The sequence below is a fragment of the Paenibacillus sp. ATY16 genome, assembly GCF_003399985.2.
GTDB classification, from domain to species: domain Bacteria; phylum Bacillota; class Bacilli; order Paenibacillales; family Paenibacillaceae; genus Pristimantibacillus; species Pristimantibacillus glycanilyticus.
In genome coordinates this window covers 24,648-50,914 of record NZ_NMOK02000055.1, presented here as the reverse complement: position 1 = coordinate 50,914, position 26,267 = coordinate 24,648, and the positions used below count along the sequence as shown (strand labels likewise).

Sequence of the window (26,267 nt, the reverse complement as noted above, 5' to 3'; positions counted from 1 at the left end):
AGGACCTTCTCAGCCTCCCTGGATTAACGTTTTTTTCTTCGTGCGCGCCCATCCGGCTGCCAGGATCAGATACAATACCGCGATCCAGACGGCTTGAACAGCCATGGAGGTAAAGGCTTCGGACATGCTGGTGTTGCCGATATAAATGCCGAGCGGAGTCTGGTACGTGTATTGGAACGGAAGAAATTTCGAGACGGTCTGCACCGATTCCGGGAAAAACCACAGCGGCACGATACTGCCGGACAATACGCGGACGATAGCGTCCTTGACATTCCCCATGTTGCCAAGCTCCATCACCCAGAACGCAATCAGTCCGATAAGCGCGCTAAGCAGCCATAGAATGGCGTAGCTTAACAGGCAGCTTGGAAGGAAGAGCAGGAAGCTCCCGAAGGAAGCGGGCCACGGAATGCCAAAAAAGATGGAGGCAAATACGACAAGCGGAAGCGCCCTGTTTAACAAGGAGCTGAGCATCTCGCCGATATCTTCGGCCAGGTAGCAGGCAAAAAGAGGAATGGGGCGGTAGAAGTCGGTCACAATTTGGCCTTCCCGTATTTTGTAATAGATGGTATTCTGTACATCGCATACGAAGAGGGTAGAGATAATGATCGAGAGAATGGTGTAGGTCGTAATATCCTGCAGGCTAAGCGATTCTACCGATCCGGAGCCGCCTTTGTAAGCCGTCTGCCATAAGAATACGGAAGCCAGCATCAGAATAAGATTGGTTGCAACGGAAGTGAATACTTCAAACCGGTAAGTCAGATTAACGAGTAGCTTCATTTTCGTTATGTACCAGTAAGCCTGAAGCATATTAACCCCCTTAAAAGTGACTTCATATGTAAAATATGACAATTACAATGCTCTTATATTAATCGATTTGAATCCCGTAGGCTACGGATATTTTTAATATAGTTATTTATAAGGTTAGACCTAAGATTGCAGGGGAGGCGTAACGGAAGTGGCAATGATTCTGATCATTCTTATCGTGGTATTTTATTTAACTTTGCTGAACTTTAAACGGTTTAGGAAGCTGGCCAAAGGCTTGAGATGGCTCTTGTATGCTTTAATGCTTTTCCTAATATGCGACGGCATTTATTCCTCTGCGAGGCACTTTAATCCCGATAACGCCGTTAATAGTCTTATTCCCAGCCTCTGCATGGCACTGCTGATTGAAGGAGCGCGATATGTGTTTAGAAAAAGGCGTGACCATGAAAAGAACTGGTCCGTGGATGATTATCCGATCGAATACATTCGCCGGAAAGGAGCAGGCATCCCGTGGGAAGCAAGCGTTAAGGATTGGCAGGAGATGAAGGGAACTGGCGAAGACCGGGAGCAGGCTTACCTGGACCTGGTCAAGAAGTTTAATGCCTTTAAAAACGAAGGCAATCAGTTGCCTGAACCGTTAAGTTTAAAAAGGAGATAAGGGATCATGCTAAGCCTAAAGATAACCGACAGTGATCTTATAGGAGGCGACCCGGCGTATCTGGATATCGTCTCGCGTTATGCCGCAAGGGGAGTGCTATTCAACGATCATGGACAAGTTGCGATGATGTATATGGCCGAGCTTGATCTCTACAAGCTGCCCGGCGGAGGAATGGAGGAAGGCGAGTCCCCCGAGGAAGCTTTTGTGCGGGAAATAAAAGAGGAGACCGGTTGCTTAGCGGATGTACTCTGCAAGCTTGGCTTTGTGGAGGAGCATAAGAATCGGAACGGGTTTCTGCAGCATTCGCATTGTTATCTGGCAAAAGCGCGGCATGGCGCGGGTGAGGCTGCTCTCACCGAAGCCGAAGAACAGCTCGGAATGTCTGTTCAATGGCTGTCTGCCGCACAAGCGCTGGATATTATGGAAAAAGCAGTGGCGGGCGGCGGCGATAATCACGCCAAGCTTTTTATGCTGATGCGCGACCGGATTATTCTGAAAGAAGCTGTGAAGTTCATGGAGAGAGAAGGCTTTTTATAAGCCTTTTTTCCAATATATACTTTATTGAAATTGCCTATGAAGATTATTGTTTTTATATATTATTCAAATAGGCTTCTTGGTTATATGATGGATTAAATATAAAAAAGGGGAGAGGGATTAATGATGAACAAGTCCATCTATGACATTCAGGTTAATGAGATAAATGGGGAGCCTATTCATCTGTCTGCTTTTTACGGCAGGGTTCTTCTAATCGTGAATACAGCAAGCCAATGCGGCTATTCCAAGCAGTTCGAAGGCCTGCAGCATTTGTACGAAAAATATTGGATGCACGGCTTCGAAATATTGGGTTTCCCGTGCAATCAGTTCAACGGCAAAGAGCCCGGCAGCAATGCGGAGGTGGAAGAGCATTGCCGGCGCAATGTTGGAGTAACCTTCTCGCTGTTCGAAAAGGTAGAGCTCCGCGGTGAATCCGTTCATCCGCTCTTTCAATATTTGACGGAGCAGGCACCTTTCCGGGGCTTTGATGCGGACAATTCCGATGAGCTGTGGATGAAGGATTTTCTCCAGCAGAATCATCCGGACCTGTATGAAGGAGACGGCGTAAAGTGGAATTTCTCCAAGTTCCTCGTTAACCGGGAAGGTAAGGTTATCGCCCGATTCGAGCCAACGACGCAGCCAGCCGATTTGGAATTGGCCATCGAGGAGGCGTTATCCTCGGAGCAATAAGTCTAATTATTGCGAAAATAGTAAAGAGGCAGGATAAACATGCGTCCCGGAAGAAATTTCTCTATTGGAAAAATTTGAGGGAGGCATTCGCATTGAGCAAGCTTTTGAAGGTAGCTATGGCGGTTACGGCTGTTTTTGCGCTGCTTATGCAACCGGTCTCGGCTTCGGACAAATCAACCAAATTCAAAGTGACGCTAGTCAGCGTGGAGCTGATTGAGAATAATCATGTCGGTAACGAGTGGTTGACTAAGGCTTACGTGAACGGCAAGGAAGCACAGAAAAACAAAAGTATCACCCTGAGCTTGAAATCGACGGACAGCATTATATGCCGAAGAGCAGGATAAAATTCCCGATAGCAATTCAGCCAATGATACGGTAAAAGCATCTTCCATCACAAAAACCGTCAATAAAGCGTTGAAGGTCGTTGTGACGGAGAACCGCGGCAGGTATTCGGGGAATACGGCCGAGTGGAAGTTTACCTATAAAATCGAAAAGTAATCCGTCAGCCGATGCTTCCCAAGAAGTTTCGGCTTCTATTTTTTAGCGCTCAAACCTTGCTTTAAATTGCTCGTAGTCTCCGTTAAAAACATTAATATCGACGTACGCATCGATGCCGGGGATATGACCCCGGTTGTTGTATTGCCAGAATAACCAGCTGCGGTCTCCTCGTAAACGCGGATGCTTGACGATATCCCTGATCCAGATTTCGTAATCCTTGAAGCTGCCTGCTATATAAGTATTAAAGGTATCGTAAGTGACATACAAGATAGGCTTCTGCTTATAATGCTCCTCCAGATCGCTGGAGAGGATGGTCAGTTCCCGCTGTATGCGGGCGACATCCTTATCAAGAGCAATCTCGATATCGATAACAGGCGGGAGGTTGGCGGACTCATTGGGTACCTCTTCGATAAAATGCGCCGCCTGCTGGGCGCCGGTGCTTTGCGTCGTGAAAAAATGATAAGCGCCGGTCCTCATCCCTTGGCTTCTTGCTTGCTCCCAATTCGATTTGAAGTCCTTATCCGTCATATCCTTTCCTTCGGTTGCCTTGATATAGACGAACCGCCATTTGCCGCTGCCGGCAACCTTGCCCCAATCAATCTCGCCCTGATAGTGGGACACGTCGATTCCCCGAACCTTGTATTTAGACGCGAACAGGTTGTTATGCCAAATGATGCCCTTATATTCCAATACACCGGCGATCACGAAGAGCAGCAGTATACACGCGGTGCTTTTCTGCCATCTTTTTAGCTTCATAGCCACCTATCCTTTGTTCCTGCCTTTAATTTTACTTTGAACATTCCCATACATAGACGTCAGCATGTCCTTATTTGTTTCCGCGAAATTTAACTTGCCCCGCGCATATGCCCGGTTTATGATAAAAGTAAATATCTGGTATGTGTGACTGGCGTAAACGTGGAGAACCACGAGGGAGCACATATGTCATGAGCCGTACGCCTGGGCAGAGTATCGTTTCTCGTGAAGAGAGGCGATGCTCTTTTTTATTGGGGAGGATGAAGCGGATGCAGAAGAGGAGAAATGTAGCTATTCTGATCTACGACAACGTGGAAGTGCTGGACTTTACGGGACCGTTTGAAGTGTTTATTACGGGCAGCAATCGCGGGCAGGATTTCCATGTGTTCACCGTGGCGGAGAATAACAGTCCCGTTACGGCCTTAGGCAATCTGAGCGTCAATTCGGCCTATACCATTCACGACTGTCCCAAGCCCGATATCGTGCTTATCCCCGGCGGCTGGGGCTCCCGTCAGGAAATGCACAACAAGGTGCTGACCGATTGGATCGGGAAATGCGCTGACGAGTCGGAGCTTCTGCTATCCGTCTGCACGGGCGCGCTGCTCCTTGCGAAGGCGGGAGTGCTGGAAGGGCTGAAGCTGACGACGAATCGTCTTGCAACCGATGAGCTGAGGCAGGTTGCACCGGCATCCGCCGAAATATCCGAGACCGCCAGATATGTGGATAACGGAAAAATAATAATGTCTGCCGGCATTTCGGCCGGCATAGACATGTCCCTCTATGTCATCAGCCGCCTTCTTGGCGAGGAGAGAGCCTTGCATACCGCAAAACTAATGGAATACGATTGGGTGCCAATAGAGCATTCCTGATGCACTTTGGCAATGATGAAAGAAACCTATCAGAGCATGTCGAGACTCACGGCATGTTCTTTTTTTTGTGAGATTTGTTTTGATAAATTTTCCACAAACTATATTGACAGTCGATATATCGAGACTTAATATATAAGCATAAGATATATCGACAGACGATATAGTTCGAGTGGTGGGAAGGATGAAAAGACATGAAAGAGATGCTGCCGCTTACCGAGGCGTTTTATTATATCCTGATCGTTCTCTATACGGAGCCATCGCATGGATACGGCATTATGCAGGATACCGAGAAGAGGAGCGGCGGGCGCGTAAAGCTTGGTGCAGGCACTTTATATACGGCGCTTAATACCTTGCTGGGCAAAGGGCTGATTGAGCAATATCCCGTTCCGGAGGGAGCGGACTCGCGCCGCAAAATGTATGCCATTACGGAGAACGGCATGCTGGTAGTCGAAGCGGAGATCGCAAGACTGGAAGAGCTTCTGAACGTAGGGCGGCAAGCTCTGATTACGAAGAAAGGGTGAGGCGTATGAGCGACAAGCTGATTAAGCGGAATCGGCTGACGATGAGCTGGGACTTTGAGAAAGAAGAGAAGTGGATTAACGAGATGTCCCGTGACGGATTGCATTTCAAGAAAGCGAGTATGGCAAGCAGCTTCTTCGCAAAGGATGAATCGGTCCGGTATACGTACAGGCTGGATTATCAGACGGGGCAAGGGCTTGGAAGCAGCAAGTTTCAGGAGTATATTGATTTGTATCGGGACGCAGGCTGGGAGTATGTCAGCTCTTACGGCTCGCTCTGGCATTATTTTCGCAGGGAGTGGCAGCCAGGGGAAGAACCGCGGCTTTATACGGACCGGGACTCGCTGATTCAACTGTACAAAAGAATGCAAAGGGTAATGGCCATTATGATGCTCGTTAATTTGATTATCATGCTTGCCAATATGGTTAATCTGCGAAACTTCCTCAGCGGCGACAGGTTTTGGACGATAGGCCTGCCGGTGACAGTCCTATATCTGCTCTTGTTCGGCGTATTGGGATATGGCTGCTGGAGGATGCAGAAGAAAGTAAACGCGCTTAAACTTTAATCTGGATAACGGAGGAGCAAATCTGCTATGAGAAAAAATCAATTGGGCGGTTCGGAATTATATGTAGGGGAGATCGGACTTGGCTGCATGTCGCTGGGTACGGATGAAGAGAAGGCCATTTCCCTTGTTCATGAAGCCTTGGAGCGTGGAGTTACTCTGCTGGATACAGCCGATCTGTATGACAGCGGCCGGAACGAAGAGCTTGTCGGCAAGGCCATCCGGGGACGCCGTGAGCGGGTGGTGCTGGCGACCAAGGTCGGCAACCGGAGAATAGCCGGACAGGAGGGCTGGGCTTGGGATCCGTCGAAAGCCTATATTTTATCCGCCGTGAAAGACAGCCTTAGACGGCTGGGAACCGACTACATCGATCTGTACCAGCTGCACGGCGGGACGATCGAGGATCCGATTGACGAGACGATCGAAGCGTTCGAGCAATTGAAGCGGGAGGGCGTAATCCGGGAATACGGCATTTCCTCGATCCGTCCGAATGTCATTCGGGAGTATGCTTCGCGGTCTTCCATCGTTAGCGTTATGAATCAGTATAGCATCGTGGACCGGCGGGCAGAGGAAACGGTGCTCCCGTTGCTGGAAGAAAAGGGGCTAAGCCTGATCGCGCGTGGGCCTGTTGCAAGCGGCGCGCTTGCGGCAAACCGCCAGCCGTCCAAAGGCGTGCTGGACTATGAACTCGATGAGCTTCTTGAGCTTCGCAGGCAATTGGAGCAACTGACATCGGAAGGACGGAGCCTGTCGCAGCTGGCGATTCGTTATTCCCTTAGTCATCCTGCTGTAGCCGTGGCGATTCCGGGTGCAAGCTCCCGCGAGCAGCTTCTGCAAAATATCTCCGCGGCGGATATTTCGCCATTAACGGAAGAAGAAGTACAGCTTATTCGCCGCTTAAGCAAAGCGGGCGTGTACAAGGTTCACCGCTAAGCCAAGCCCGATTCCAAGATCCGGAGGTTGTCAGGCGCAATGGAAAATGCGAACAAGTACAGGTTGAATGACAAGGAGATCGAAACGATCGTACGGGAGGCTTTTGGACAGGCTTATTTTTCGGCAAGCGAGCTTACGGACGGCTGGGCGAACATGGCTTACTCGATTGTGCTGGAAGATGGACGGAAGACCGTCCTGAAGATTGCGCCTTCCGCGGATAAGCTGGTCATGCGTTACGAGAAGAACATGATGCGGACGGAAGTAGAAGCCATGCGCCTCGTAGCGGACACGCCAGGACTTCCTGTTCCGCGCGTTTATGCGTACGATGCTGCTTGTTCGATCATCCCGGCGGAGTATTTTTTCATGGAATACGTAGAAGGAACTGCCATGAATAAAATAAGGGACTCTCTCTCATTGGAGGAGCGGGAGGCCATCGCACGCGAGCTTGGCGGCTACAGCCGTTCCATTAATGCCTATAAGAACAGCTTCTTTGGGTCGCTTCAACCGGAGGGCCGCAGGAAGGATAACTGGTCGGAAGCGTTTGAGGGCATGATGGCGGATGTGCTGGCCGACGGCAAGGATGCAGGCGTCGAGCTGCCGGTATCCTATGCGGAAATCGAGAAGGAAGTGCTTCATTACAGAGATCTGTTGGGAGTAGTTAAAGAAGCTTCGCTTATTCATTGGGATTTGTGGGATGGCAACGTGTTTGTCCATGAAGGCAGAATCTCCGGGCTGATCGACTTCGAGCGTGCCTTCTGGGGCGACCCGCTCAGCGAATTTTATTTCGGCCGCTTCGCGAAGAGTACTTTAGGCGCGTTCTGCGAGGGATACGGCATTAACGGCTTAACCGAGTCAGAGCAGAGAAGACGCGTGCTGTACGATTTCTATCTCGATCTCATCATGGCCATTGAATGCACTTATCGCAAATACGAAAGCAAGGATCATATCAAGTGGGCTTACGAGAATTTCGCAGAGGGCTATAAGCAGCTGCAAGCCTTGTAAAATAGCAAAGCTGATGACGGTAATTGAGCCGCCATCAGCTTTTTTTTTTAGAGCTTCTTCATGACCTCGAATATGCGAAGATCGTTAATCGTCTGAATGACCATCGCCGAGTCGGGCATTTGGAATTTTCGCAGAATGGAATTAATCTGTTTCTTTATCGTTTCGTATTCGACGCAGCGTTCTTCCGCGATTTGCCTCCGTTTCTTGCCCTCGCATAACAGCCTTAGAACCTGCAGCTCGCTTGGCGTAAGATCGGAAATGATTTGAATAATATTGATCAGGCTGTTCTCGGCTCGTTTCACGCGCGCAAATTCCTCGCGGATTTTCTCGGCAATCATCGGGCGGATGGGAGAGGCATTCATGTAGGCTGCGCGGACAGCGTCCAGAACTTCAATGTCGGCTGCGTTTTTCAATAAATAATCGGTAATTCCGGTTTGGAAAGCTGCAAAAATGAAATTCTCATCCTTGTGAACGGTGAGGACGATAATTTTCATGCGCGGGTATTTCTCGTTGATTAATTTTGCTGCTTGAATACCCGCATATTGGGATTCCATCTCGATATCCATAAGAATGACATCGGGTTGGTGCAGGCCGGCCTGGAGGAGCGCATCATGTCCAGAGGAAGCACGCGCCACGCATATAAATTCATCATGCCCTGCGAATGTTCTTTCCAGCCTTCGAAGATGGGCTTCCATGTCATCGGCGATGAGAATACGGATGGTTTGTTGTGTCATGGTACAAAAATCCCCTTTCATCTGCGTCTCTATCTAAATGATCGGCAAGAACACCGTAAAGGTTGTTCCCGCCTCTTTTTTGCTGTCTACTACAATTTTGCCGTCATGTCCCAGGATAATTTTATGGCAATAGGACAAGCCGATTCCCCAGTTGTTTACCGAAGCTTTCGTGGTGAAGAAAGGATCAAAGATCGTCTCTAAATGCTCGTCCGCGATGCCGGGACCGTTATCTGAAATCCGGATAAGCGCCCAGCCGTTCTGCTGGCTGCTTTCGATAGCGATATGACCGTCCTCCCGGAATTGCAAGGATTCGCTGGCATTAAGAAGCAGATTATAAATGGCTTCGCTCAAATGGTTCGAATCTATATAGCAAATGGCTGGCGACAAACTTGGCGAAGTCTGCACCTTGCAGCGGACATTCAGCTCGGATAGCCGGGCAACCGCTTGTTGTACCGGCAGGTCGATAGACATCGGCTGCAGATTCAAGTTTATATTTTTCAACTTTTCAGCGGCGTCGTTGATGCTGTTTAACGCTGCATGAGAAGATTCAAGGATCAAATCAAGGCTATAGGAGGATTCGTGATCAGCCTGATGGCGCTTTTTTAGATAAGCCGCTTCAGATTGAATGCCGATCAAGTGATTCTTCAGGGCATGGGTAAAAGCTCGCGTACCGAGAGTGGCCGTATCAATGCTTTTGTTAATTTGGATATCGCGATTTTTGCGGTAATTCTCTATCGAATGAAACTTATAGACCAGATAGATCATTAAGAATAGAATCAAATAAATCGCATACGGAAACACCGGAAGAAGAATGGATTGATAGCTTAACGGCGGCTGCAAATAGTTGTAATACCCTTTCAAATAGGTGGCTCTCACCAGTACTTTCGGGGCCCATGAGAAAAGAAACAGATGGATGACGACAAGCGGAATAAAGAGCAGGACATGATATAAGGTCAAATTTTTAATGAACCTAATTTTCGGATAATTCAAATAATAATTGAGCAGCAAGCCAAACGCAACAAAAAGTATGAGGTAGCGAAGGCCTTTCAAGACGGTTTCTATCAAGTTAAACACTAGCGGATGATGAATTTCATTACTTAAAGAGATTTGAATGGAAGGATCAAAGTAGACGGTTTGAATCGCAAAATAGAATAGGATGCTCGCGTAGCCGATTCTCTGACTCTTCGGGCCAAGGCTATGCGTAAAGGCTATGGCGAAGCCTAGCAATGAGCAGTAGAAGAGTCCGACGCCGATATTCAGAATACGGATAAGCCAGTTCGGATTGAATTGGGTTAATACAAGATAGTTCCAGGTTCCGGGACTGAAGTCAAAGAAGCTATGAATGACATTAAAGTAATAATTGAATTTACTAAGGTACAAGGTGAACGAGATGAAAGAAAGCACCCAACCGATAATAATTCCGTACATGAAGCGGGTCGATGCGTGATTTAGCTTTTTATACGTAAACAAAATCGTGAAGATGAGCAGCAAGAGTGTAATGAACAGCAAAAAAGTCACTTCCTTCTCTTCGTGCAAAGTGGGGGTATAAAACATTCATCTATCGGCCAGCCCGGCATTTACGTAATATTCAAATTAAGAAAACGCACACAAATCATATCAAAAAAAGGGTGAGTGTCAATGAGGAAAAGTTTAAAGCTTGCCGTAACGGGCTCATTATTGATGGGGTTGCTGGCCGGCTGCGGTTCTAACGGGCAGACTGCAGACAATAACAGCAAGGCTTCATCTTCGCAGGATAAGACGGAGGTCGTTCACTTGAAGGCCACGGTCCTTCAGGATGATTTGGAAACGTTCAAGGCCGCTTACGCGGAGTTCAGCAAGGAAAATCCTAATATTCAAGTCGAATTCGCGACTATACCGCAAGCGCAATATTACGAAAAGCTTCGCATGCAGCTCTCCTCCGGGGACAATATCGATTTGTTCGGCGGCAACATGGACGTTTTCCTGGACACGGGCATTCTGGAGCCGCTCGATGACTATATCAAGCAAGATAACGTCGACGTCTCCGGTTATGGTCCGCTATACGACTCCTTGAAAGTAAACGGCAAAGTATACGGACTTCCCTACCGGAAATCCAACTGGATGCTGTACTACAACAAAACGCTATTCGATCAGGCGGGCGTAGCCTATCCGAAAGACGACATGACCTGGAGCGAATTCCGCGAGCTGGCCAAACAAATGACCAAAGGCGAAGGGGCGAATAAAATTTACGGCGCGTTCCTGCAGCCTTGGGCGCAAACCTGGTATATGCAGGGCGTTCAGACCGGCGCTTCCATTATCGACAAGGATCTAACGCCGTTTAAGGAAGGGCTGCAATTCCGGATGGATCTGGAAAAGGACGGCTCCATTATGGGCTGGGCGGAGCAAATTTCGACCTCGGCTCATTACAACTCCGCCTTCCAGAAAGGCAATGTCGCGATGAACCTGATCGGGGACTGGCATGTCGCTCAGCTTAGACAAGCCGAGGCGGAGAAAAAGATAGACTTCGATTGGGATGTTGTGCCTATCCCGCATCCGGATGGCGTAGCTGCCAATACAAGCTTAGCTACTCCGGTATCTCTGATGGTAAATAAAGATTCCAAGCATAAAGAAGAGGCCTTTAAAGTGGTTCAATTCATGAGCGGCGCGAAAGGCGCAGAGCAGTTTGCGGCTAAAGGCTTCCTCACCGGCTACATGAATGACGATATTCGCAAGATCTATATTGGCGATGGCAGCTTGAAGCCCAAAAACATTCACTACTTCGTCGAGCAAAAGGAATATCCGGAATATCCGCTGCTGCCGGGCGTCAAAAACATTCTTGTGCAAGGCGTGTACTTGCAAGAAGGGGAGCTGGCCTTAACGGGTGCTCAATCGGCCGAACAGGCCATCGACAAGATTGGTCAGCGCATAACCTCCGAATGGGCTGATAAATACGCCGACGATTACAAATCCGGAAAATAAGGAATGCACAGAACAGAGAAGGCGGGCTTTGCTTGAAGAGCAGAGCCCGGCTGCTTCAGATGAGGTGAGGAAATGTCGAGTAAATCGTTAAGGCGTAATCGTTTGACAGGGTATACGTTTTTACTTCCCAACATTCTGGGGTTCTTAATCTTTATCTGCTTTCCGGTCTGCGCTTCCTTCCTGATAAGCTTTACCGAATGGAACGGATTCGGCGAAATCAAATTTACCGGATTTTCAAATTACACGCGCCTCTGGAGCGATGACACGTTCCGGATTTCCTTGATTAACAGCTTGGTTATGACGGCGGTCTCCGTACCTGCTACGCTGATTCTCGCCATCTTGGCCGCAGTTGCCCTTAACAGAGGGATAAAAGGCGTTAAGCTGTTTAGAACGGCCATTTTCCTGCCTCACATTACAGCAACCATTGCCGTAGCCGTCGTATGGCAGCTGCTCTATAACCCGACCATGGGACCGATAAACGGATTACTGAGAAGCCTAGGCATTGCTAATCCTCCCGCCTGGCTTGCGTCAACGCAATGGGCGCTCCTATCCGTCATTATCGTCAGTATCTGGCATTCCATTGGTTATTACATGGTCTTGTATTTGGCAGGCCTGCAAGGAATTCCGAAGGATCTCTATGAAGCGGCGGAAATTGACGGCGCGGGCAAGGTATCCCAGTTCCGCAATATTACCCTGCCGATGCTGTCCCCGGTTATTTTCTTCACGGTTATTATGGGCATTATCAATTCGTTCAAGGTATTCGACCTGGTTTATGTTTTGACCAAGGGAGGACCGGGCCGCTCAACGCATATGCTTGTATACGATATTTACGATACGGCCTTCAAACGTTACGAATACGGCTATGCCTCTGCCATGGCCTATGTCCTATTTGCGATCATCCTCGTTATTACACTGATTCAATTTAGAGGGCAAAAACGATGGGTGAATTATTCCTGACGGATATAGCGGGTTAGAGAGGGGAGAAGCAAGCAATGAGTACGCGAGTAGAAGCAAGTCAGACAATGATCACAATAGCAAGGCGTCAGCAATTTGGACAATGGTTTAGAAAAACAGCGCTGTACGCCGTTGTCACGGCCGTAGCCCTGTCGATGGTCGTTCCTTTCCTGTGGATGCTGTCCGCTTCAGTGAAATCGGAATCGGAAATATTCAGTTTCCCGATTCAGTGGATTCCAAGCCGTTTTTTCTGGTCGAATTACAGCAAGGTATGGACAGAGCTTCCGTTTTTCACCTATTACCTCAACACGATAAAAATCGCCGTGCTAACCACGTTGCTGCAGATCATAACATGCTCGACGGCTGCGTATGCCTTTGCCAAAGTGAAGTTTCCGGAACGCGATAAGCTGTTCTTCTTATATGTAGCAACGATGATGGTGCCTTATCAGGTCATGATGATTCCCCAATTTGTGTTAATCAAGAAAATCGGACTGATGGATTCGCACTGGTCGCTCATTCTGCTCGGAGCTTTTAGCCCGTTTGGCGTCTTTCTGTTCAGACAGTTTTTTATGTCCATTCCGGAAGAACTCTCGGAGGCGGCCAGAATCGATGGACTAAGCGAATTTGGGGTGTATGCGCGTATTATCCTGCCGCTTATTCGTCCGGCGATTGCCAGCTTGACTATCTTTACCTTTATGCATTCCTGGAACGACTTTCTGGGTCCGTTAATCTACTTGAATTCGGACAGCCTGTTTACCCTCCAGCTCGGTATGCAGCATTTTCAAACCGAGCATGCGACGGAGTATGGGCCGTTAATGGCGGCCGCGGTGTGCGCGATTATACCGACTATAGTTATTTACTTTTTGGCCCAGGACCACTTTGTAGAGGGCATTTCCGCCGGCGCGGTTAAAGGGTGAACATCAGATGAAGCCAAACATCATTTATATATTTGCAGATCAATGGCGCAAGCAGGCTGCCGGGTTTATGGGCGAAGATCAGGTGTTTACGCCGAATATCGACCGGTTCGCACAGGAGAGTCTGGTGTTCAACCATGCGCTTTCTTGTACGCCGCTTTGCTCCCCTCACCGCGCAGCGCTTATGACAGGCAGGTATCCGCAAACCAATGGCGTGTATACGAACTGCAAGAACGGGGCGGATGTCATGCTGAGCCCGGATGAGATCTGTATCGGCGATGTTTTGAAGGAAGCGGGGTATCAGACCGGATATATCGGCAAATGGCATTTGGATCTGCCCGAGCAGAACGAATGCCCGGAGCCGGAATCCGGTGCTCGGGAGTGGGATGCCTATACTCCGCCGGGGCCGAAGCGGCACGGCTTTGATTTCTGGTATTCCTACGGCGCGTACGATCATCACTTGAAGCCGCATTATTGGAAGGATACGCCGGAGATGATCCAAGTGGATCAGTGGTCGCTTGAGCATGAGACGGATGTGGCGCTGGACTTTATCCGGACAAAAGGGCGCGGGATCGACAAGGGCCCGTTTGCCTTGTTCATCTCTTGGAATCCGCCGCATAGTCCTTTTGAGCTTGTACCCGAGCGTTACAAGGACCTTTACAAAGGAAGGGAGCTGCAATTACGGCCGAATATTAGTCCGGATCAGCTCGCCGCCCATACGGGAGAGCCGTTTGAGAGCGGAATGGACGCATTGCTCCGGTATACGCGGGATTATTTCGCGGCGATAACCGGAATGGACGAGCAATTTGGCCGCATCTGGCGGGAGGTGCAGGAGCTGGGGCTATCGGAGAACACGTTAATCGTGCTTTCTTCCGATCACGGGGAGCTCATGGGCTCGCATGGCTTGATGGCGAAGCATTCGTGGCATGAAGAATCCATTGGCATCCCTTGTTTGATGAGCTGGAGAGGCACGATCAAGCAGGGCAGCACGGATGTGCTTTTTAATAGCGTCGATATCATGCCTACGCTGCTTGGGCTAGCCGGAATTCCCGTTCCTGCCTCTGCCCAGGGGCTGAATCTATCGGGCGATATTCTCGGAACCAGCCATACCGATATTTCATCGGTGTTTCTTTGCGCTTTCCCGGGGAGAAAAGAGGCTATCGAGAGCTACGCCACTCTGGGGCTGGACAACCGGAAATATGGCTGGCGGGGCATTCGAACAAGGAAGTACACGTATGTCGTTCATAAAGGGTACACGCCGGGCGTCGAAGTGCAGCGCATCTGGTATGACCTAGAGAAGGACCCGTACCAGCTTCATCCCGTTAGGATGAAGGAGCGGCCGCAGACGGGGCTGCTGTTGGCGTTGGAAGAGGAGCTGCAAGGCTGGTTAGACGTCACGCAGGATCCGTTTGAACTGGTATAAGGGCCATGACCAATTAGCCATAAAAGGGCAGGGAGGATACGGCAATGTGGCGTGAAGCGATTGAAGATGCAGTCGGCAAGGTTCGGCGGAATTTGGAAATGCATGAAGGAGCTTTTCCGCATATTACGAACGAAAAGCGCTATGAATGGTCCGGGAATGCAGATTGGATTGAAGGATTTCATACCGGGCTGACCTGGCTAAGTTATGAATATAGCCGGGATGTCTTTTTCAAAGAGCAGGCTAAGCGGCAGATTGCCGACTTTAAGAAGCGATTGGATGCGAAAATAAGCATCGAGCATCACGATATCGGATTTTTGTTTGGATTATCGGTACTTGCCGGATGGTTTGTAGAGAGGGACGGCAGCTATCAAGCGCTTTCGCTTAAGGCGGCCGATCATTTACTCGGCCGATGGCGTGAGCAAGGCGGCTTCTTGCAAGCATGGGGACCGGAAAACGACGAGCTTAACGGCGGCCGGATCATTATCGACTGCTTAATGAACCTGCCTTTGTTATATTGGGCTTCGGAAGTGACGGGAAAGCCGCGGTATGCGGAGGTTGCCCGTAAGCAGGCCGAGCTTTCCAGAAGATATCTGGTGCGCGGCGACGATTCCTCCTACCATACCTTTTATTTCAATAGAGAAACCGGCGAGCCGCTTTGCGGCGGCACCCATCAAGGGTATACGGATGGTTCAACCTGGACGCGCGGTCAGGCATGGGGCATATACGGATTCGCGCTTTCTTACCGGTATACCAGGGATGCTGCATTCCTCACGACGGCAAAACGGTTATTGAGCTACTTTCTTGAGCATTTGCCTGAAGATCATGTCGCCTACTGGGATTTCAATGCGCCGATTACGGCCGATACAAGCCGCGACAGCTCGGCATCGGCCATAACGGCCTGCGGGATGCTGGAGCTGCTGGAGCTGCTGCCTGAAGATGATGCCGACCGCGGCTGGATCAAGCAGGGGCTGGATCAAACGATGCGCTCCCTCGTGAGCAATTATGCTACGATTGGCGAAGAGGCGGAGGGCTTGCTGAAGCATGGCTCTTATCATGTCCGGGGAAATAATGGTCTGGATGACTATATGATCTGGGGAGATTATTATTACTTGGAAGCGTTAATGCGATTGGAACGCGGCATACCGGGTTATTGGTATGAGCGGGATAACAAATAATGCGTTTAAATTAGCTGATGATGGTCAAAGGCCACCGTCAGCTTTTTTGCGTGACTTTAGAAGATACGAGTGTGGGCACAGAGATTTAATTGTAAAATGGGGGTAATGATATCACCGCCAGAAGGAGGAACTCGATTGCTTATCCGCCAACTCCAACAGAACGATCAAGATGTTGTTATTTCTCTTTTTGAAGAATATCCCCTGCAATTTCCGCCTTTCGTTATTGCTAGATATCCCGTAAGGTGGGCGGACTATTTCGCCTCATCTCCTTCTAGCAGCAGAAGCGATTATTTTATTGCGGAGGATAAGGGTGAAGTTTTTGGGCACACGGGTTTTATTTTTAATGACGAGGTTGGTCATTACGAGATTGTTGGCGTTGTTGTTAAGCAGAGTGCGGCACGTAAAGGCGTTGGCCGGGCGCTGCTTAGCGAAATCTGCGATAGACTGAGAGAACTCGGAGAGAAGCAGGTGATTTTGTATACGCTTGGCCATCCGGGAAATCGGGGGACGATCGATTTTTACAGCAGCATCGGATTTAACTTGGTTAATGAAGAGAAGGACTTTTTTGCAGAAGGATATGACCGAGTTACTTTTACAAAGAGTTTCATTTAGGAGGCCATTGAACATGGAGCATCTATATAACAAGTACCGGTTTAGCGACGACAAGTCCCTGCTTGAGCTGGATACGATACAAGCCTTTCTGGCGAAGAGTTATTGGGCGAATCAGCGGACAAAGGAAACAATCGAGAAGTCGATTCAGAACTCCACGTGCTACGGTATTTATTATGAAGATAGGCAAGTAGGCTTTGCCAGGGTCATAACGGATTGGGCTACCGTCTATTATCTGGCCGATGTTTATATAGATGAAGAGCATCGGGGGCATGGTTTAGGCAAGGAGCTTGTAGGGTGGATCGTGCAGCAATACGAAGGACTGTCGGGGCTGCTCGGTACGCTGGATGCCCATGGACTATATGAGCAGTTCGGCTTTAGGCGTAATGCGGAGCGGTTTATGGTCAGGAGGCCGGGGTCCTAGCCATTAATTTAGCTTGTAAAAAAGACCGCTCCTGCAAGCAGGAGCGGTCTTTATTTACGATTATTTATTTCTTATCCGAGCTCAGATCCAGCCATGCCATCTCTTCGCGTGTCAGCTTGATGCGCGAGCCTTCGTCGCAGGAGCGGAGCTCCTCGAGCGATTGGGCACCGATGAGGGCGCAGGTCGGGAAGGCTTGGTTAAGCACGTAAGCGAGCGCGATCTGGATTTGCGTGACGTTCTTTTGCTCGGCCAGCTGCTTCGCGCGCTCATAGCGCTCCCAGTTGTCGTCGCTGTAGAAGACGCGGACCAGATCGGCATTGCTGCGATCCTCCGGCGTGAAACGGCCGGTAAAGAAGCCGCGAGCCTGCGAGGACCAGGAGAACAGCGGAAGTTGGTTGGCTTCATGCCAGGCAAGAGTCTCGTCGTCGACGGACACGCAGCCGGACCAGAACGGTTCGTTGGCTTTCGCAAGGCTGAGGTTAGGGCTGCTGAACGAGAAGCCAACAAGTTCTTTTGCCGCTGCGTAGTCATTCGCCTCTTGAATGCGCTGCCAAGTCCAGTTGGATACGCCAATCGTTTGCACCGCGCCGGATTTGATATGCTCATTCAGAATCTCAATTACTTCGCCTGCAGGGACGTTGGGATCATCGCGGTGAAGACCGTACATGTCGATCGTATCGACTTGGAGGCGCTCAAGGCTCGTCATCAGGTCGCTGCGGATCGCTTCGCGGCTGACGCGCGGGCCGTTATGGTCATGATGGGCGCCTTTGGTCAAGATCACCCATTGATCTCGGTTGCCTCGCTCCTTCAGGTAACGGCCGATCACTTCCTCGCTTTGTCCGCCGCAGTAAATATGAGCGGAGTCAAAACAGTTGCCGCCAATGGCGAAGTAGGCGTCCATGTTGGCAGCGGCTTTTTCATAAGAGTCGTGGTAGAAATAGTCCGTCCCTTTCATCAAGCGGGATACCGGTTTGTCCAATCCTTGCAGCTTTAAGAATTCCATAGTTAGCAGCCTCCTCAGAGATCATTATTTTACCACAATAGAATTTATAAGTTTTGATAACCGTTGAAAACTGAAATTCGATTTGGCGATAAAACCTACCTATAAACGCGGTCGCTCATCTTCGAGAGGCCTCGATAGAGGTTTTCTCAATTGGACTCTCGCATGTTCACGGGCAGATAACAGGCAAGCATCAATAACCTTCATATTGCGGATGGCATCGGATGTCGGGAATTCCAGAGGAGTACCGTTTGTAATGGAACGCGCAATGGAATCCGCTTGCGCCGTATACGAATTCACGTACGGTACCTCAATCTGGCGGCGCTCACCGTTTGCGTTCAGGTAGATATGGCTGCTTTCCGCCGTTGGCGTAACAAACGCGGACGGAACTTCGATAATACCGTCGGTTCCGAGAATCTCCAGCGGATTGCGGAATGCCGCCCACATGCCGCAGTCGAAGGTAAGCGATACGTTGTCGTCAAATTCAATCAGGCCGGAGGCCATCATATCGACATCGTCATGCTCCGGCGAGAAGAGGGCGTTAACCGTAACCGCTTCCGGTTCTTTATCCAAGAGCAGACGCGCAACGTTAATCGGGTAACAGCCTACGTCATAGATGGAGCCGCCGCCCCAAGCCTTGCGGAAGCGGACATTCTTGGAGTCGTTCGGGTTGTTGAAAGTAAACGCGCTTCGGATTCCCCGAATCTGACCGATTGCACCGGAAGCGATCAGCTCTTTAATCTGCTGATAGCGCGGATGATAGCGATACATAAACGCCTCGGACAGAAGAACGCCTGCTTTGTCGGCTGCTTCGGCCATCTCTGCCGCTTCATGTGCGTTCAGAGCGAGAGGCTTCTCGCACAAAATATGCTTGCCTGCTTCGGCTGCGCGGATGGCCCATTCCTTATGGAGATGGTTCGGCAGCGGGATATAAATAACGTCAATCGAGCTGTCGGCAAGAAGCGCCTCGTAGCTGTCATAGGCAGTAGGAATGTTCAACTCTTCAGCCGTTTGTCTGGCTTTCTCTCCGTCGCGGCTCGCGATCGCGGCCACTTCGTTCGAATCGGATAAATGAAGGCCCGGAATTACCGCGTTTTTTGCAATATTAGCGCATCCCAGAATGCCCCATCTAAGCTTTTTGCTCATGCTTCACCCTCGCTTCGTTAGAATGATTTATGACTATATTGCGATTATAGGAGAAGATAATTAAAATTAAAATGATATTATTTTGTATACCATTAGAACAATATTGTCATAATGAGGTGCCTGATATGAAACGCCAAAGCCATCTGCTTACGCTTCCGAATATGCCGTATTTTTGCATGCCTGAATCGGTTGGCCATTATCGGTTTGACCACGAGCATAGCGTTTACCGGGAGGCGGGCGCTTTGAACAATTTCAACATCCATTATTGTGTTTCCGGCAAAGGCTACGCGGAGATTGACGGCGTTGTTCATGAACTTCGGGCAGGGGAAGCCGTGCTGTATTTTCCGCTGCAGAAGCAGCGCTATTACAGCAGTCAAGATGAGCCGTGGGACGTGCGATGGATTCATTTCTACGGGGGTACAGGCCTTCGGGATTATCTGATTGAGCAGGGCTTTCATAAAAGTCCGCTATGGAAGCTCAGGCAGCCCCAGATTTGGGAGCAGGCGCATGAAGAGCTGTTATGCGAAGCGGAGACTCACCGGATGCTGCGGCCAGCCCAGTTATCTATGCTTACCTACATGCTGTTGACGGTTTTTGTTGAGCACGCGTCTGCCCTGCAAGGGAACAAGACGGGGACTTCAAGCGAGCGGATTATGGAGCTGCTTCCGCTTATGCAGCAGGATGCGGTGAAGCCTTTTATCCTGGAGGAGTGGGCAGAGCGGGTGGGCGTGTCGCCTTATTACTTCTGCAAGCTGTTCCGGAACGCCACGCGTATGACGCCCATGGATTTTATTACCCGCTGCCGCTTGCAGGCGGCAAAGCAATGGCTGCTCGAGCGGAAGGACGATAACATCGGCCAGATTGCGGAGGAGGCTGGTTATCCGAGCGTCAGCTATTTCAACAAGCGGTTTATGGAGCATGAAGGGATGACGCCAACGGCATACCGAAGATTGTACGGGGTTTAACTTAATTAGAGAACGAAAGTAGCCGCATCAACAGTCGGTTATGGACTTGAGGAACCAGGGCTGGATTGGACTGTAACGAAGGGGCTGTCCCATAAATGGGATGGCCCCTGATTTTGTATCTTATCACTTAAATCAGCGGGAAAACTCATTATTTATGAGGCTTTTCTCCGTTATTGACTACGCACGCAATAGGGTGCTAAAGCGGGCAGAGTGAGTTTTTCCGCCTTATTCGTACCTCTACCCGCATAGATAATGAGGCCAGCCTCACTATCGCTTTATAAGTAGCGATAGCATTCGATAAGAACGCGAAGAAGCTCATTAAATAATGAACTTGCCTCACTGGTGCTAGGTTAATGGAGTTTCAGCCATAACGCAGAAGAAGGAGCTGCCCCATCCTACGTCGGATTTTGGGTGTGCCCTAGCCTTTCGGCATTTTGCTCTCATCCATGTACAGCAGATTCCAACGGTGGCCGTCCAGGTCGGCAAAGCCTGCGCCGTACATCCAGCCGTCCGATTCGCTTGGCTTGCCGAAGATGGTGCCGCCGGCAAACTCTACTTTTTGAATAAATTCGTCAACTTCTTCTCTGCTGTTAGCGCCAAGCGAGAACAAGACCTCTGCATATTGGGAGGTATCGGCAACTTTCGCGCCGGAGAATTTCTCAAGGGCCGCATCGGGGAAGAGCAGGAACGTAGTCTGGCCGATCGAAAGCTTGGCCCTCTCGTTGCCTACGTTAGTTGCCTGAAAACCGATCTGATTAAAAAAGGCAGTTGATTTCTGAACATCCTTGACCGGCAGGTTAATCCAAATCTCCTGTGACATGGCTCTAGCCTCCTGGAATATATTTTTCAACTAGTCCTACTATACTCTAAATTTGGGAACGGAAGCGAATCTTTCGGCTGGGGAGAGTCAAGAAAATAAATAGAGACTTAAGCAGATTAACCATTTATCTGCTTAAGTCTTTTTTTGTTTGTTTTTTTATAAAAACGAGTTAACGAAGTGAAAAGATTTAAAAAGCTTCCGCTTGTATGATTTGTCTATCGGCTCATTCATCTCACAAATCGAGAGGGGATAGACAGAAATGAAAAAAGTGTTATCGATCCTGATGTTAACCGCATTAATCGTGGTGCTTGCCGCTTGCGGCGCGAACGGCAGCAGTAACAAAGGCGGCAACAGCAGCAACAATGGCGGCGAGAAAGCTACAAATAACGCATCGGCCGGAAACAGCGCGGAAAGCACCAACACGGGTGCCTCCACCGAAAAAGGCAAAATCGGCATCTCCATGCCGACGAAATCGTCGGAGCGCTGGGTCGGCGACGGCGCCAACATGAAGAAGGAATTCGAAGCGCTTGGTTACACGATAGACCTTCAGTATGCGGAGGATGTAATCGAGAACCAGGTTTCCCAAATCGAGAACATGATCACGAAGGGCGTTAAGGTGCTTGTTATTGCGGCAATCGACGGCGAGTCCCTGACGGACGTGCTGCAAAAAGCGGCCGACCAGAACATTCAAGTGATCGCTTATGACCGCCTGATCAAAAATACCGAGCATGTCAGCTACTACGCGACCTTCGATAACTTCAAAGTAGGCGTGCTGCAAGCCTCCTACCTCGAAGATAAGCTTGGCCTGAAGGACGGCAAAGGGCCCTTTAACATCGAGCTGTTCGCCGGTTCCCCGGACGATAACAATGCGTACTTCTTCTTCGACGGCGCGATGTCGGTTCTGCAGCCTTACATCGACAGCGGCAAGCTGGTCGTGAAGAGCGGCCAGACGAAAATGGAACAGGTCGCAACTCTCCGCTGGGATGGCGCAACCGCGCAATCCCGGATGGATAACCTGCTGAGCGCGAATTACGCAACCGACACGGTAAACGCTGTATTGTCGCCATATGACGGTATCAGCATCGGCATTATCTCTTCCCTGAAAGGGGTGGGCTACGGCACGGCGGATAAGCCAATGCCAATCATTACGGGCCAGGACGCCGAGGTTGCTTCGGTGAAATCCATCATTGCCGGCGAACAAACCTCCACGATCTTTAAAGATACCCGTGAGCTTGCGAAGGTAGCGGTCAGCATGGCTCAAGCGGTAATCGAAGGCAAAGAGGCGCAAGTGAACGATACGAAAACGTACAACAACGGCGTGAAGGTAGTACCTTCCTTCCTGCTGGAGCCGGTATCGGTAGACAGCACGAACTACAAGCAAGTACTGGTCGATTCGGGCTACTACACCGAGGACGAACTGAAATAATCGTATTGAATGAAGCATTGCGGCAGCCAAATGATTTAGCGACGGCCTCAAAGCCGTTGCTAAATCATTTTCCGTATTCCTTATCCAACTGAAGGCGTGGTGATAGCTTTGACTGATATCCTACTCGAAATGCGGGGAATCACCAAAACCTTTCCGGGCGTAAAGGCGCTGGAGAACGTTAACTTAAAGGTAAAAGAAGGCGAAATACACGCGCTTATGGGAGAGAACGGCGCGGGCAAGTCGACGCTGATGAAGGTGCTCTCCGGCGTATATCCGTTTGGATCCTATGAAGGCGACATTTTATTCAAGGGCAAAGCCTGCGAATTTAAAGATATCGGAAGCAGCGAGCAGCTTGGCATCGTCATCATACACCAAGAGCTTGCTCTTATTCCGCAGCTGTCCGTGGCTGAAAATATTTTCTTAGGCAACGAGCAGGCAAGCCGCGGCATTATTAACTGGAACGAGACGGTTGTGAAGACGCGCGAGCTGCTCAAAACGGTGGGCTTGTCCGAATCCCCGAACACGCTTGCAGGAACGATGGGGGTAGGCAAGCAGCAGCTTGTCGAGATTGCGAAGGCATTATCGAAGGAAGTAAAGCTGCTTATCCTGGACGAACCAACCGCAGCGCTAAACGAAGAGGACAGCGAGAATCTGCTGAATCTGATGCTGGCGTTCAAGGAGCAGGGGCTGACGTCCATTATTATCTCTCACAAGCTGAACGAAATTATGAAGGTAGCCGACTCCATTACGATTCTGCGCGACGGCCAGACGATCGAGACGCTGCGGGTTCGCGAAGATCAAATTACCGAGGACCGGATTATTAAAGGGATGGTTGGGCGCGATCTGACGCATCGTTATCCGGAGCGGGTGCCGCACATCGGCGATGTCCTGTTCGAGGTCAAAGACTGGAACGTCTATCATCCGCAGCAAGCGGAACGCAAAGTGATCGACGAAGTCAGCTTCCATATTAACCGCGGCGAGATTGTTGGCATTGCGGGGCTGATGGGGGCAGGACGCACGGAGCTTGCGATGAGTATTTTCGGTCAGTCCTACGGGAAAAAAATCAGCGGCCAGCTGTTCAAGGAAGGCCGGGAAATCCGGCTGCCCGACATCAGCAAAGCGATTGACGAGGGCATTGCTTACGTAACTGAGGACCGCAAGGAATACGGGCTTGTCCTGATGGACGATATCAAACGCAATACAACGCTTGCCAACCTATGGGGCATTTCCAAATGGTTTGTGGTGGACGATTACAAAGAGATAACCGAGGCGGAAGGCTTCCGCAAGAAGCTGAACATCAAGACGCCAAGCGTCCATCAGAAAACCGGCAACCTGAGCGGAGGAAACCAGCAGAAGGTTGTGCTGAGCAAGTGGATTTTTACCGGTCCGGACCTCCTTATTCTCGATGAACCAACCCGGGGCATCGACGTAGGGGCGAAATACGAGATTTACACCATTATAAATCAGCTGGCGGAGCAAGGGAAAGGCATTCTGATGATCTCCTCGGAGCTGCCGGAGCTGCTCGGGATGTGCGACCGGATCTATGTCATGAACGAAGGACGTTTTACCGGGGAAGTGCCAAGAGCCGAAGCCAGCCAGGAAACGCTTATGAAGTATATGACGAAAAGCAGGAGGTAGGACAGCATGGAAACCGCGCTGAAATTATTACGCAGCAACATCCGGCAGTACGGCATGTTTATTGCACTTATTCTAATCATGCTGCTCTTTCAGTTTCTATCCGACGGCATTCTGCTGAAGCCGCTTAATATTACGAACCTGATTTTGCAGAACAGTTATATTCTTATTCTGGCCATCGGCATGCTGCTCGTTATCATCACCGGCCATATCGATCTTTCCGTCGGCTCCGTTGCGGCCTTTGTTGGCGCGGTATCGGCCATTATGATGGTCAAACACGGGATGTCCTTCCCGGTGGCGATGGTGCTGTCGCTTGTGTTCGGCGCTATCGTTGGCGCTTGGCAGGGCTTCTGGGTTGCTTACGTACGGATTCCGTCCTTTATCGTCACGCTGGCGGGAATGCTGTTATTCCGCGGCCTCACAATGCTGGTACTGGACGGCAAGTCGGTTGCTCCGTTCCCGCAGGGCTTCCGCTCGATAAGTACCGGATTCCTGCCTGACATACCGGGGGGCTGGGACATTCATTTGCTCACGGTGTTGATCGGAATCGTGCTGTCGGTGCTGTACATCTTTATGGAGTGGCGCGGGCGTCTGGTTCAGAAAAGATACAAGCTTGAGCTGCTGCCGATTCCTTTCTTCCTGATCAAGCTGGCGGCCGTCGTGATTATTACGAACCTGTTCACGTATGTGCTCGCTTCCTACAAAGGTCTTCCTAACATTCTGATCATGCTGTTTATTCTGATTGCCCTATACACCTTCGTCATGCGCAAAACGGTGATGGGCCGTCATATCTATGCGCTTGGAGGCAATGAGAAGGCGGCAAGACTGTCCGGGGTGAAGACGAAAAAGATGACCTTCTGGGTCTTCGTCAATATGGGCGTGCTAGCCGCCCTTGCGGGTCTTGTGTTTGCGGCAAGGCTAAACGCGGCTACTCCGAAGGCTGGGGTGAACTTCGAGCTGGATGCCATCGCGGCCGTCTTTATCGGCGGGGCTTCGGCAACGGGCGGAGTAGGTACGGTCATCGGGGCGATCGTTGGCGGTCTCGTTATGGGCGTCATGAATAACGGGATGTCGCTGGTGGGTCTGGGCATCGATTATCAGCAAGGCATCAAGGGTCTGGTGCTGCTGCTCGCGGTCGCTTTCGATCTCTATAACAAAAACAAATCTGCTTAGTAACAGAGCCGTCTCTTAGCGCGTCTAAACACTTCTTGTGTCTAGACGCGCTTAACTGCTATGTTAATGAAAGCGGTTTTTTGCATATTGGGGGGGGATCCGGGTGAAGAAGCTGTTGCTCGTCTATATCGTGCTGATTGGGACGCTGATGGCCTATTTGTATATGGTATTCGTCAAGGAAGACAACAGCGGACTGCTGGATGAGCCCGAAGGGCTGCACGGTACGCTGGACGAGAAGTACGTGATGGTGAATTTTCTGGCCGGTATCGACTATTGGAAAAACGGGCTGAAAGGCTTCGAGGACGCGGCGGAAGCGCTTGGCGTATCGGTGGAATACCGGGGCTCCACGCAATACGACGTGCAGGAGGAAATGATGGTGCTCGAGCAGGTTATCGCGCGCAGTCCCGCGGGAATAGCCGTAAGCGCCATCGATTCCGAAGCTTTGAACCCCGCGATTAATAAAGCGGTGGAAGCGGGCATTCCCGTTGTCATGTTCGACGCGGATGCGCCAAACAGCAAAGCGTATTCCTACATCGGCACCAATAATTATAACGCCGGGGTGACGGCAGCCCGAAAGATGGCCGAGCTGACGGGCGGAACCGGCAAGGTTGGCGTCATTACGCTGCCTAATCAGTTGAACCATCAAGAGAGAACAAGGGGCTTCGAGGAGACGCTGGAGAAGGAATTTCCCGATCTTCAGCTGGTTGGGATTGCCGACGGCAAAGGCGATCAGATGATATCGGAGCAGAAGGTGCGCGATCTGCTTGGCAAGTTCCCGGATCTGAGCGGCATTTTCGTAACGGAGGCAAACGGAGGGGTTGGCGCGGGCAATGCCATTCTGCGGTTAAACAAGCTGGATCAGGTCAAGATCATCAGCTTTGACACGGATAAAGGGACGCTTGATATGGTTAAGAGCGGCACGATCTCGGCAACTCTGGCGCAGGGGACGTGGAATATGGGGTATTGGTCGCTTATGCAGCTGTTCCATCTCCGCAATCATATCGTAAATCCGATGTCCAATAACGGGGATTCCAGCATTCCGCCGCTGCCGACGAACATCGATACGGGCATTACGGTAGTGACCCCTGGTGACGTTGACCAGTTTTATGCCAAGTAACGGGTAAAGAGGAG

General features: G+C 50.2%; 28 protein-coding genes and 1 riboswitch. Of the genes, 21 read left to right on the top strand and 7 right to left on the bottom strand.

Annotated elements, in window-relative coordinates; genetic code table 11:
* Positions 1-9: 9 nt before the first annotated feature.
* Positions 10-807 (bottom strand): ABC transporter permease, encoded by a 798-nt coding sequence (locus CFI03_RS29575; protein WP_116394471.1) that lies wholly within the window; start codon positions 805-807, stop codon positions 10-12.
* A gap of 148 nt (positions 808-955) precedes the next feature.
* On the opposite strand from CFI03_RS29575, the gene CFI03_RS29570 reads away from it, so the two are divergent.
* From CFI03_RS29570 to CFI03_RS29555, 4 genes are all read left to right on the top strand, one after another.
* Positions 956-1,420 (top strand): hypothetical protein, encoded by a 465-nt coding sequence (locus tag CFI03_RS29570; protein ID WP_116394470.1) that lies wholly within the window; start codon positions 956-958, stop codon positions 1,418-1,420.
* 6 nt (positions 1,421-1,426) lie between these two features.
* A complete protein-coding gene (locus tag CFI03_RS29565) occupies positions 1,427-1,957 on the top strand; it encodes an NUDIX hydrolase (protein ID WP_116394469.1) in 531 nt (176 codons plus the stop codon).
* A 123-nt stretch (positions 1,958-2,080) separates the two neighbouring features.
* Complete coding sequence (locus CFI03_RS29560; protein ID WP_116394482.1) at positions 2,081-2,644, top strand: glutathione peroxidase; 564 nt, start codon at positions 2,081-2,083, stop codon at positions 2,642-2,644.
* 92 nt (positions 2,645-2,736) lie between these two features.
* Complete coding sequence (locus CFI03_RS29555; RefSeq protein WP_248762614.1) at positions 2,737-2,988, top strand: hypothetical protein; 252 nt, start codon at positions 2,737-2,739, stop codon at positions 2,986-2,988.
* 196 nt (positions 2,989-3,184) lie between these two features.
* Here CFI03_RS29555 and CFI03_RS29550 read toward each other — a convergent pair whose 3' ends face one another.
* Positions 3,185-3,898, bottom strand: a complete 714-nt coding sequence (locus CFI03_RS29550; protein WP_116394468.1) for a glycoside hydrolase family 25 protein — start codon at positions 3,896-3,898, stop codon at positions 3,185-3,187.
* A 134-nt stretch (positions 3,899-4,032) separates the two neighbouring features.
* Positions 4,033-4,112, top strand: a riboswitch (ZMP/ZTP riboswitch).
* 52 nt (positions 4,113-4,164) lie between these two features.
* Here CFI03_RS29550 and CFI03_RS29545 point away from each other — a divergent pair.
* From CFI03_RS29545 to CFI03_RS29525, 5 genes are all read left to right on the top strand, one after another.
* Positions 4,165-4,764, top strand: coding sequence for a DJ-1/PfpI family protein (locus tag CFI03_RS29545; RefSeq protein ID WP_116394467.1), 600 nt, complete (start codon positions 4,165-4,167; stop codon positions 4,762-4,764).
* A 191-nt stretch (positions 4,765-4,955) separates the two neighbouring features.
* A complete protein-coding gene (locus CFI03_RS29540; protein WP_116394466.1) occupies positions 4,956-5,285 on the top strand; it encodes a PadR family transcriptional regulator in 330 nt (109 codons plus the stop codon).
* A 5-nt stretch (positions 5,286-5,290) separates the two neighbouring features.
* Positions 5,291-5,848 carry a DUF2812 domain-containing protein gene (locus tag CFI03_RS29535; RefSeq protein ID WP_116394465.1) on the top strand — a complete coding sequence of 186 codons (558 nt, stop codon included), beginning with the start codon at positions 5,291-5,293 and terminating at the stop codon, positions 5,846-5,848.
* A gap of 27 nt (positions 5,849-5,875) precedes the next feature.
* Positions 5,876-6,778: an aldo/keto reductase gene (locus tag CFI03_RS29530; protein WP_116394464.1), complete on the top strand. Its 903-nt coding sequence runs from the start codon at positions 5,876-5,878 to the stop codon at positions 6,776-6,778.
* 39 nt (positions 6,779-6,817) lie between these two features.
* On the top strand, positions 6,818-7,780 hold the full coding sequence (locus tag CFI03_RS29525; RefSeq protein WP_116394463.1) for a phosphotransferase family protein: 963 nt from the start codon (positions 6,818-6,820) through the stop codon (positions 7,778-7,780).
* A gap of 47 nt (positions 7,781-7,827) precedes the next feature.
* On the opposite strand, the gene CFI03_RS29520 is transcribed toward CFI03_RS29525, so the two are convergent.
* The gene (locus CFI03_RS29520; RefSeq protein WP_248762613.1) at positions 7,828-8,514 is read right to left on the bottom strand and encodes a response regulator transcription factor; all 687 of its coding nucleotides are present in this window, start codon (positions 8,512-8,514) and stop codon (positions 7,828-7,830) included.
* A 33-nt stretch (positions 8,515-8,547) separates the two neighbouring features.
* Entirely contained in the window at positions 8,548-10,023 is a 1,476-nt protein-coding gene (locus CFI03_RS29515) for a sensor histidine kinase (RefSeq protein ID WP_162862794.1), read from the bottom strand.
* 129 nt (positions 10,024-10,152) lie between these two features.
* Here CFI03_RS29515 and CFI03_RS29510 point away from each other — a divergent pair, with 129 nt between their 5' ends.
* From CFI03_RS29510 to CFI03_RS29480, 7 genes are all read left to right on the top strand, one after another.
* Complete coding sequence (locus CFI03_RS29510) at positions 10,153-11,472, top strand: ABC transporter substrate-binding protein (protein ID WP_248762612.1); 1,320 nt, start codon at positions 10,153-10,155, stop codon at positions 11,470-11,472.
* Positions 11,473-11,544: 72 nt separating this feature from the next.
* Positions 11,545-12,429, top strand: coding sequence for a carbohydrate ABC transporter permease (locus CFI03_RS29505; RefSeq protein WP_116394460.1), 885 nt, complete (start codon positions 11,545-11,547; stop codon positions 12,427-12,429).
* A 35-nt stretch (positions 12,430-12,464) separates the two neighbouring features.
* Positions 12,465-13,343 carry a carbohydrate ABC transporter permease gene (locus CFI03_RS29500; RefSeq protein WP_205411940.1) on the top strand — a complete coding sequence of 293 codons (879 nt, stop codon included), beginning with the start codon at positions 12,465-12,467 and terminating at the stop codon, positions 13,341-13,343.
* 7 nt (positions 13,344-13,350) lie between these two features.
* Positions 13,351-14,763 carry a sulfatase family protein gene (locus CFI03_RS29495; RefSeq protein WP_116394459.1) on the top strand — a complete coding sequence of 471 codons (1,413 nt, stop codon included), beginning with the start codon at positions 13,351-13,353 and terminating at the stop codon, positions 14,761-14,763.
* Between the two features lie 44 nt (positions 14,764-14,807).
* Positions 14,808-15,938, top strand: coding sequence for a glycoside hydrolase family 88 protein (locus CFI03_RS29490; RefSeq protein WP_116394458.1), 1,131 nt, complete (start codon positions 14,808-14,810; stop codon positions 15,936-15,938).
* A 135-nt stretch (positions 15,939-16,073) separates the two neighbouring features.
* A complete protein-coding gene (locus tag CFI03_RS29485; RefSeq protein ID WP_116394457.1) occupies positions 16,074-16,550 on the top strand; it encodes a GNAT family N-acetyltransferase in 477 nt (158 codons plus the stop codon).
* 13 nt (positions 16,551-16,563) lie between these two features.
* Positions 16,564-16,971 (top strand): GNAT family N-acetyltransferase, encoded by a 408-nt coding sequence (locus tag CFI03_RS29480; protein WP_116394456.1) that lies wholly within the window; start codon positions 16,564-16,566, stop codon positions 16,969-16,971.
* A gap of 64 nt (positions 16,972-17,035) precedes the next feature.
* On the opposite strand, the gene CFI03_RS29475 is transcribed toward CFI03_RS29480, so the two are convergent.
* Positions 17,036-17,974, bottom strand: a complete 939-nt coding sequence (locus CFI03_RS29475; RefSeq protein ID WP_116394455.1) for an aldo/keto reductase — start codon at positions 17,972-17,974, stop codon at positions 17,036-17,038.
* Positions 17,975-18,073: 99 nt separating this feature from the next.
* Positions 18,074-19,117, bottom strand: a complete 1,044-nt coding sequence (locus tag CFI03_RS29470) for a Gfo/Idh/MocA family protein (protein ID WP_116394454.1) — start codon at positions 19,115-19,117, stop codon at positions 18,074-18,076.
* Positions 19,118-19,242: 125 nt separating this feature from the next.
* Between CFI03_RS29470 and CFI03_RS29465 the strand changes: the two genes are divergently transcribed.
* Positions 19,243-20,082: a helix-turn-helix transcriptional regulator gene (locus CFI03_RS29465; protein WP_116394453.1), complete on the top strand. Its 840-nt coding sequence runs from the start codon at positions 19,243-19,245 to the stop codon at positions 20,080-20,082.
* 418 nt (positions 20,083-20,500) lie between these two features.
* On the opposite strand, the gene CFI03_RS29460 is transcribed toward CFI03_RS29465, so the two are convergent.
* On the bottom strand, positions 20,501-20,902 hold the full coding sequence (locus CFI03_RS29460) for a VOC family protein (RefSeq protein WP_116394452.1): 402 nt from the start codon (positions 20,900-20,902) through the stop codon (positions 20,501-20,503).
* Positions 20,903-21,161: 259 nt separating this feature from the next.
* Between CFI03_RS29460 and chvE the strand changes: the two genes are divergently transcribed.
* The 4 genes from chvE (at position 21,162) to CFI03_RS29440 (ending at position 26,253) form a co-directional block, all read left to right on the top strand.
* On the top strand, positions 21,162-22,328 hold the full coding sequence (gene chvE, locus CFI03_RS29455) for a multiple monosaccharide ABC transporter substrate-binding protein (RefSeq protein ID WP_116394451.1): 1,167 nt from the start codon (positions 21,162-21,164) through the stop codon (positions 22,326-22,328).
* Between the two features lie 108 nt (positions 22,329-22,436).
* Entirely contained in the window at positions 22,437-23,966 is a 1,530-nt protein-coding gene (gene mmsA / locus CFI03_RS29450; RefSeq protein WP_116394450.1) for a multiple monosaccharide ABC transporter ATP-binding protein, read from the top strand.
* A 6-nt stretch (positions 23,967-23,972) separates the two neighbouring features.
* Positions 23,973-25,136 (top strand): multiple monosaccharide ABC transporter permease, encoded by a 1,164-nt coding sequence (gene mmsB / locus CFI03_RS29445; protein ID WP_116394449.1) that lies wholly within the window; start codon positions 23,973-23,975, stop codon positions 25,134-25,136.
* A gap of 103 nt (positions 25,137-25,239) precedes the next feature.
* Positions 25,240-26,253, top strand: a complete 1,014-nt coding sequence (locus tag CFI03_RS29440; protein ID WP_116394448.1) for a substrate-binding domain-containing protein — start codon at positions 25,240-25,242, stop codon at positions 26,251-26,253.
* Positions 26,254-26,267 lie beyond the last annotated feature (14 nt).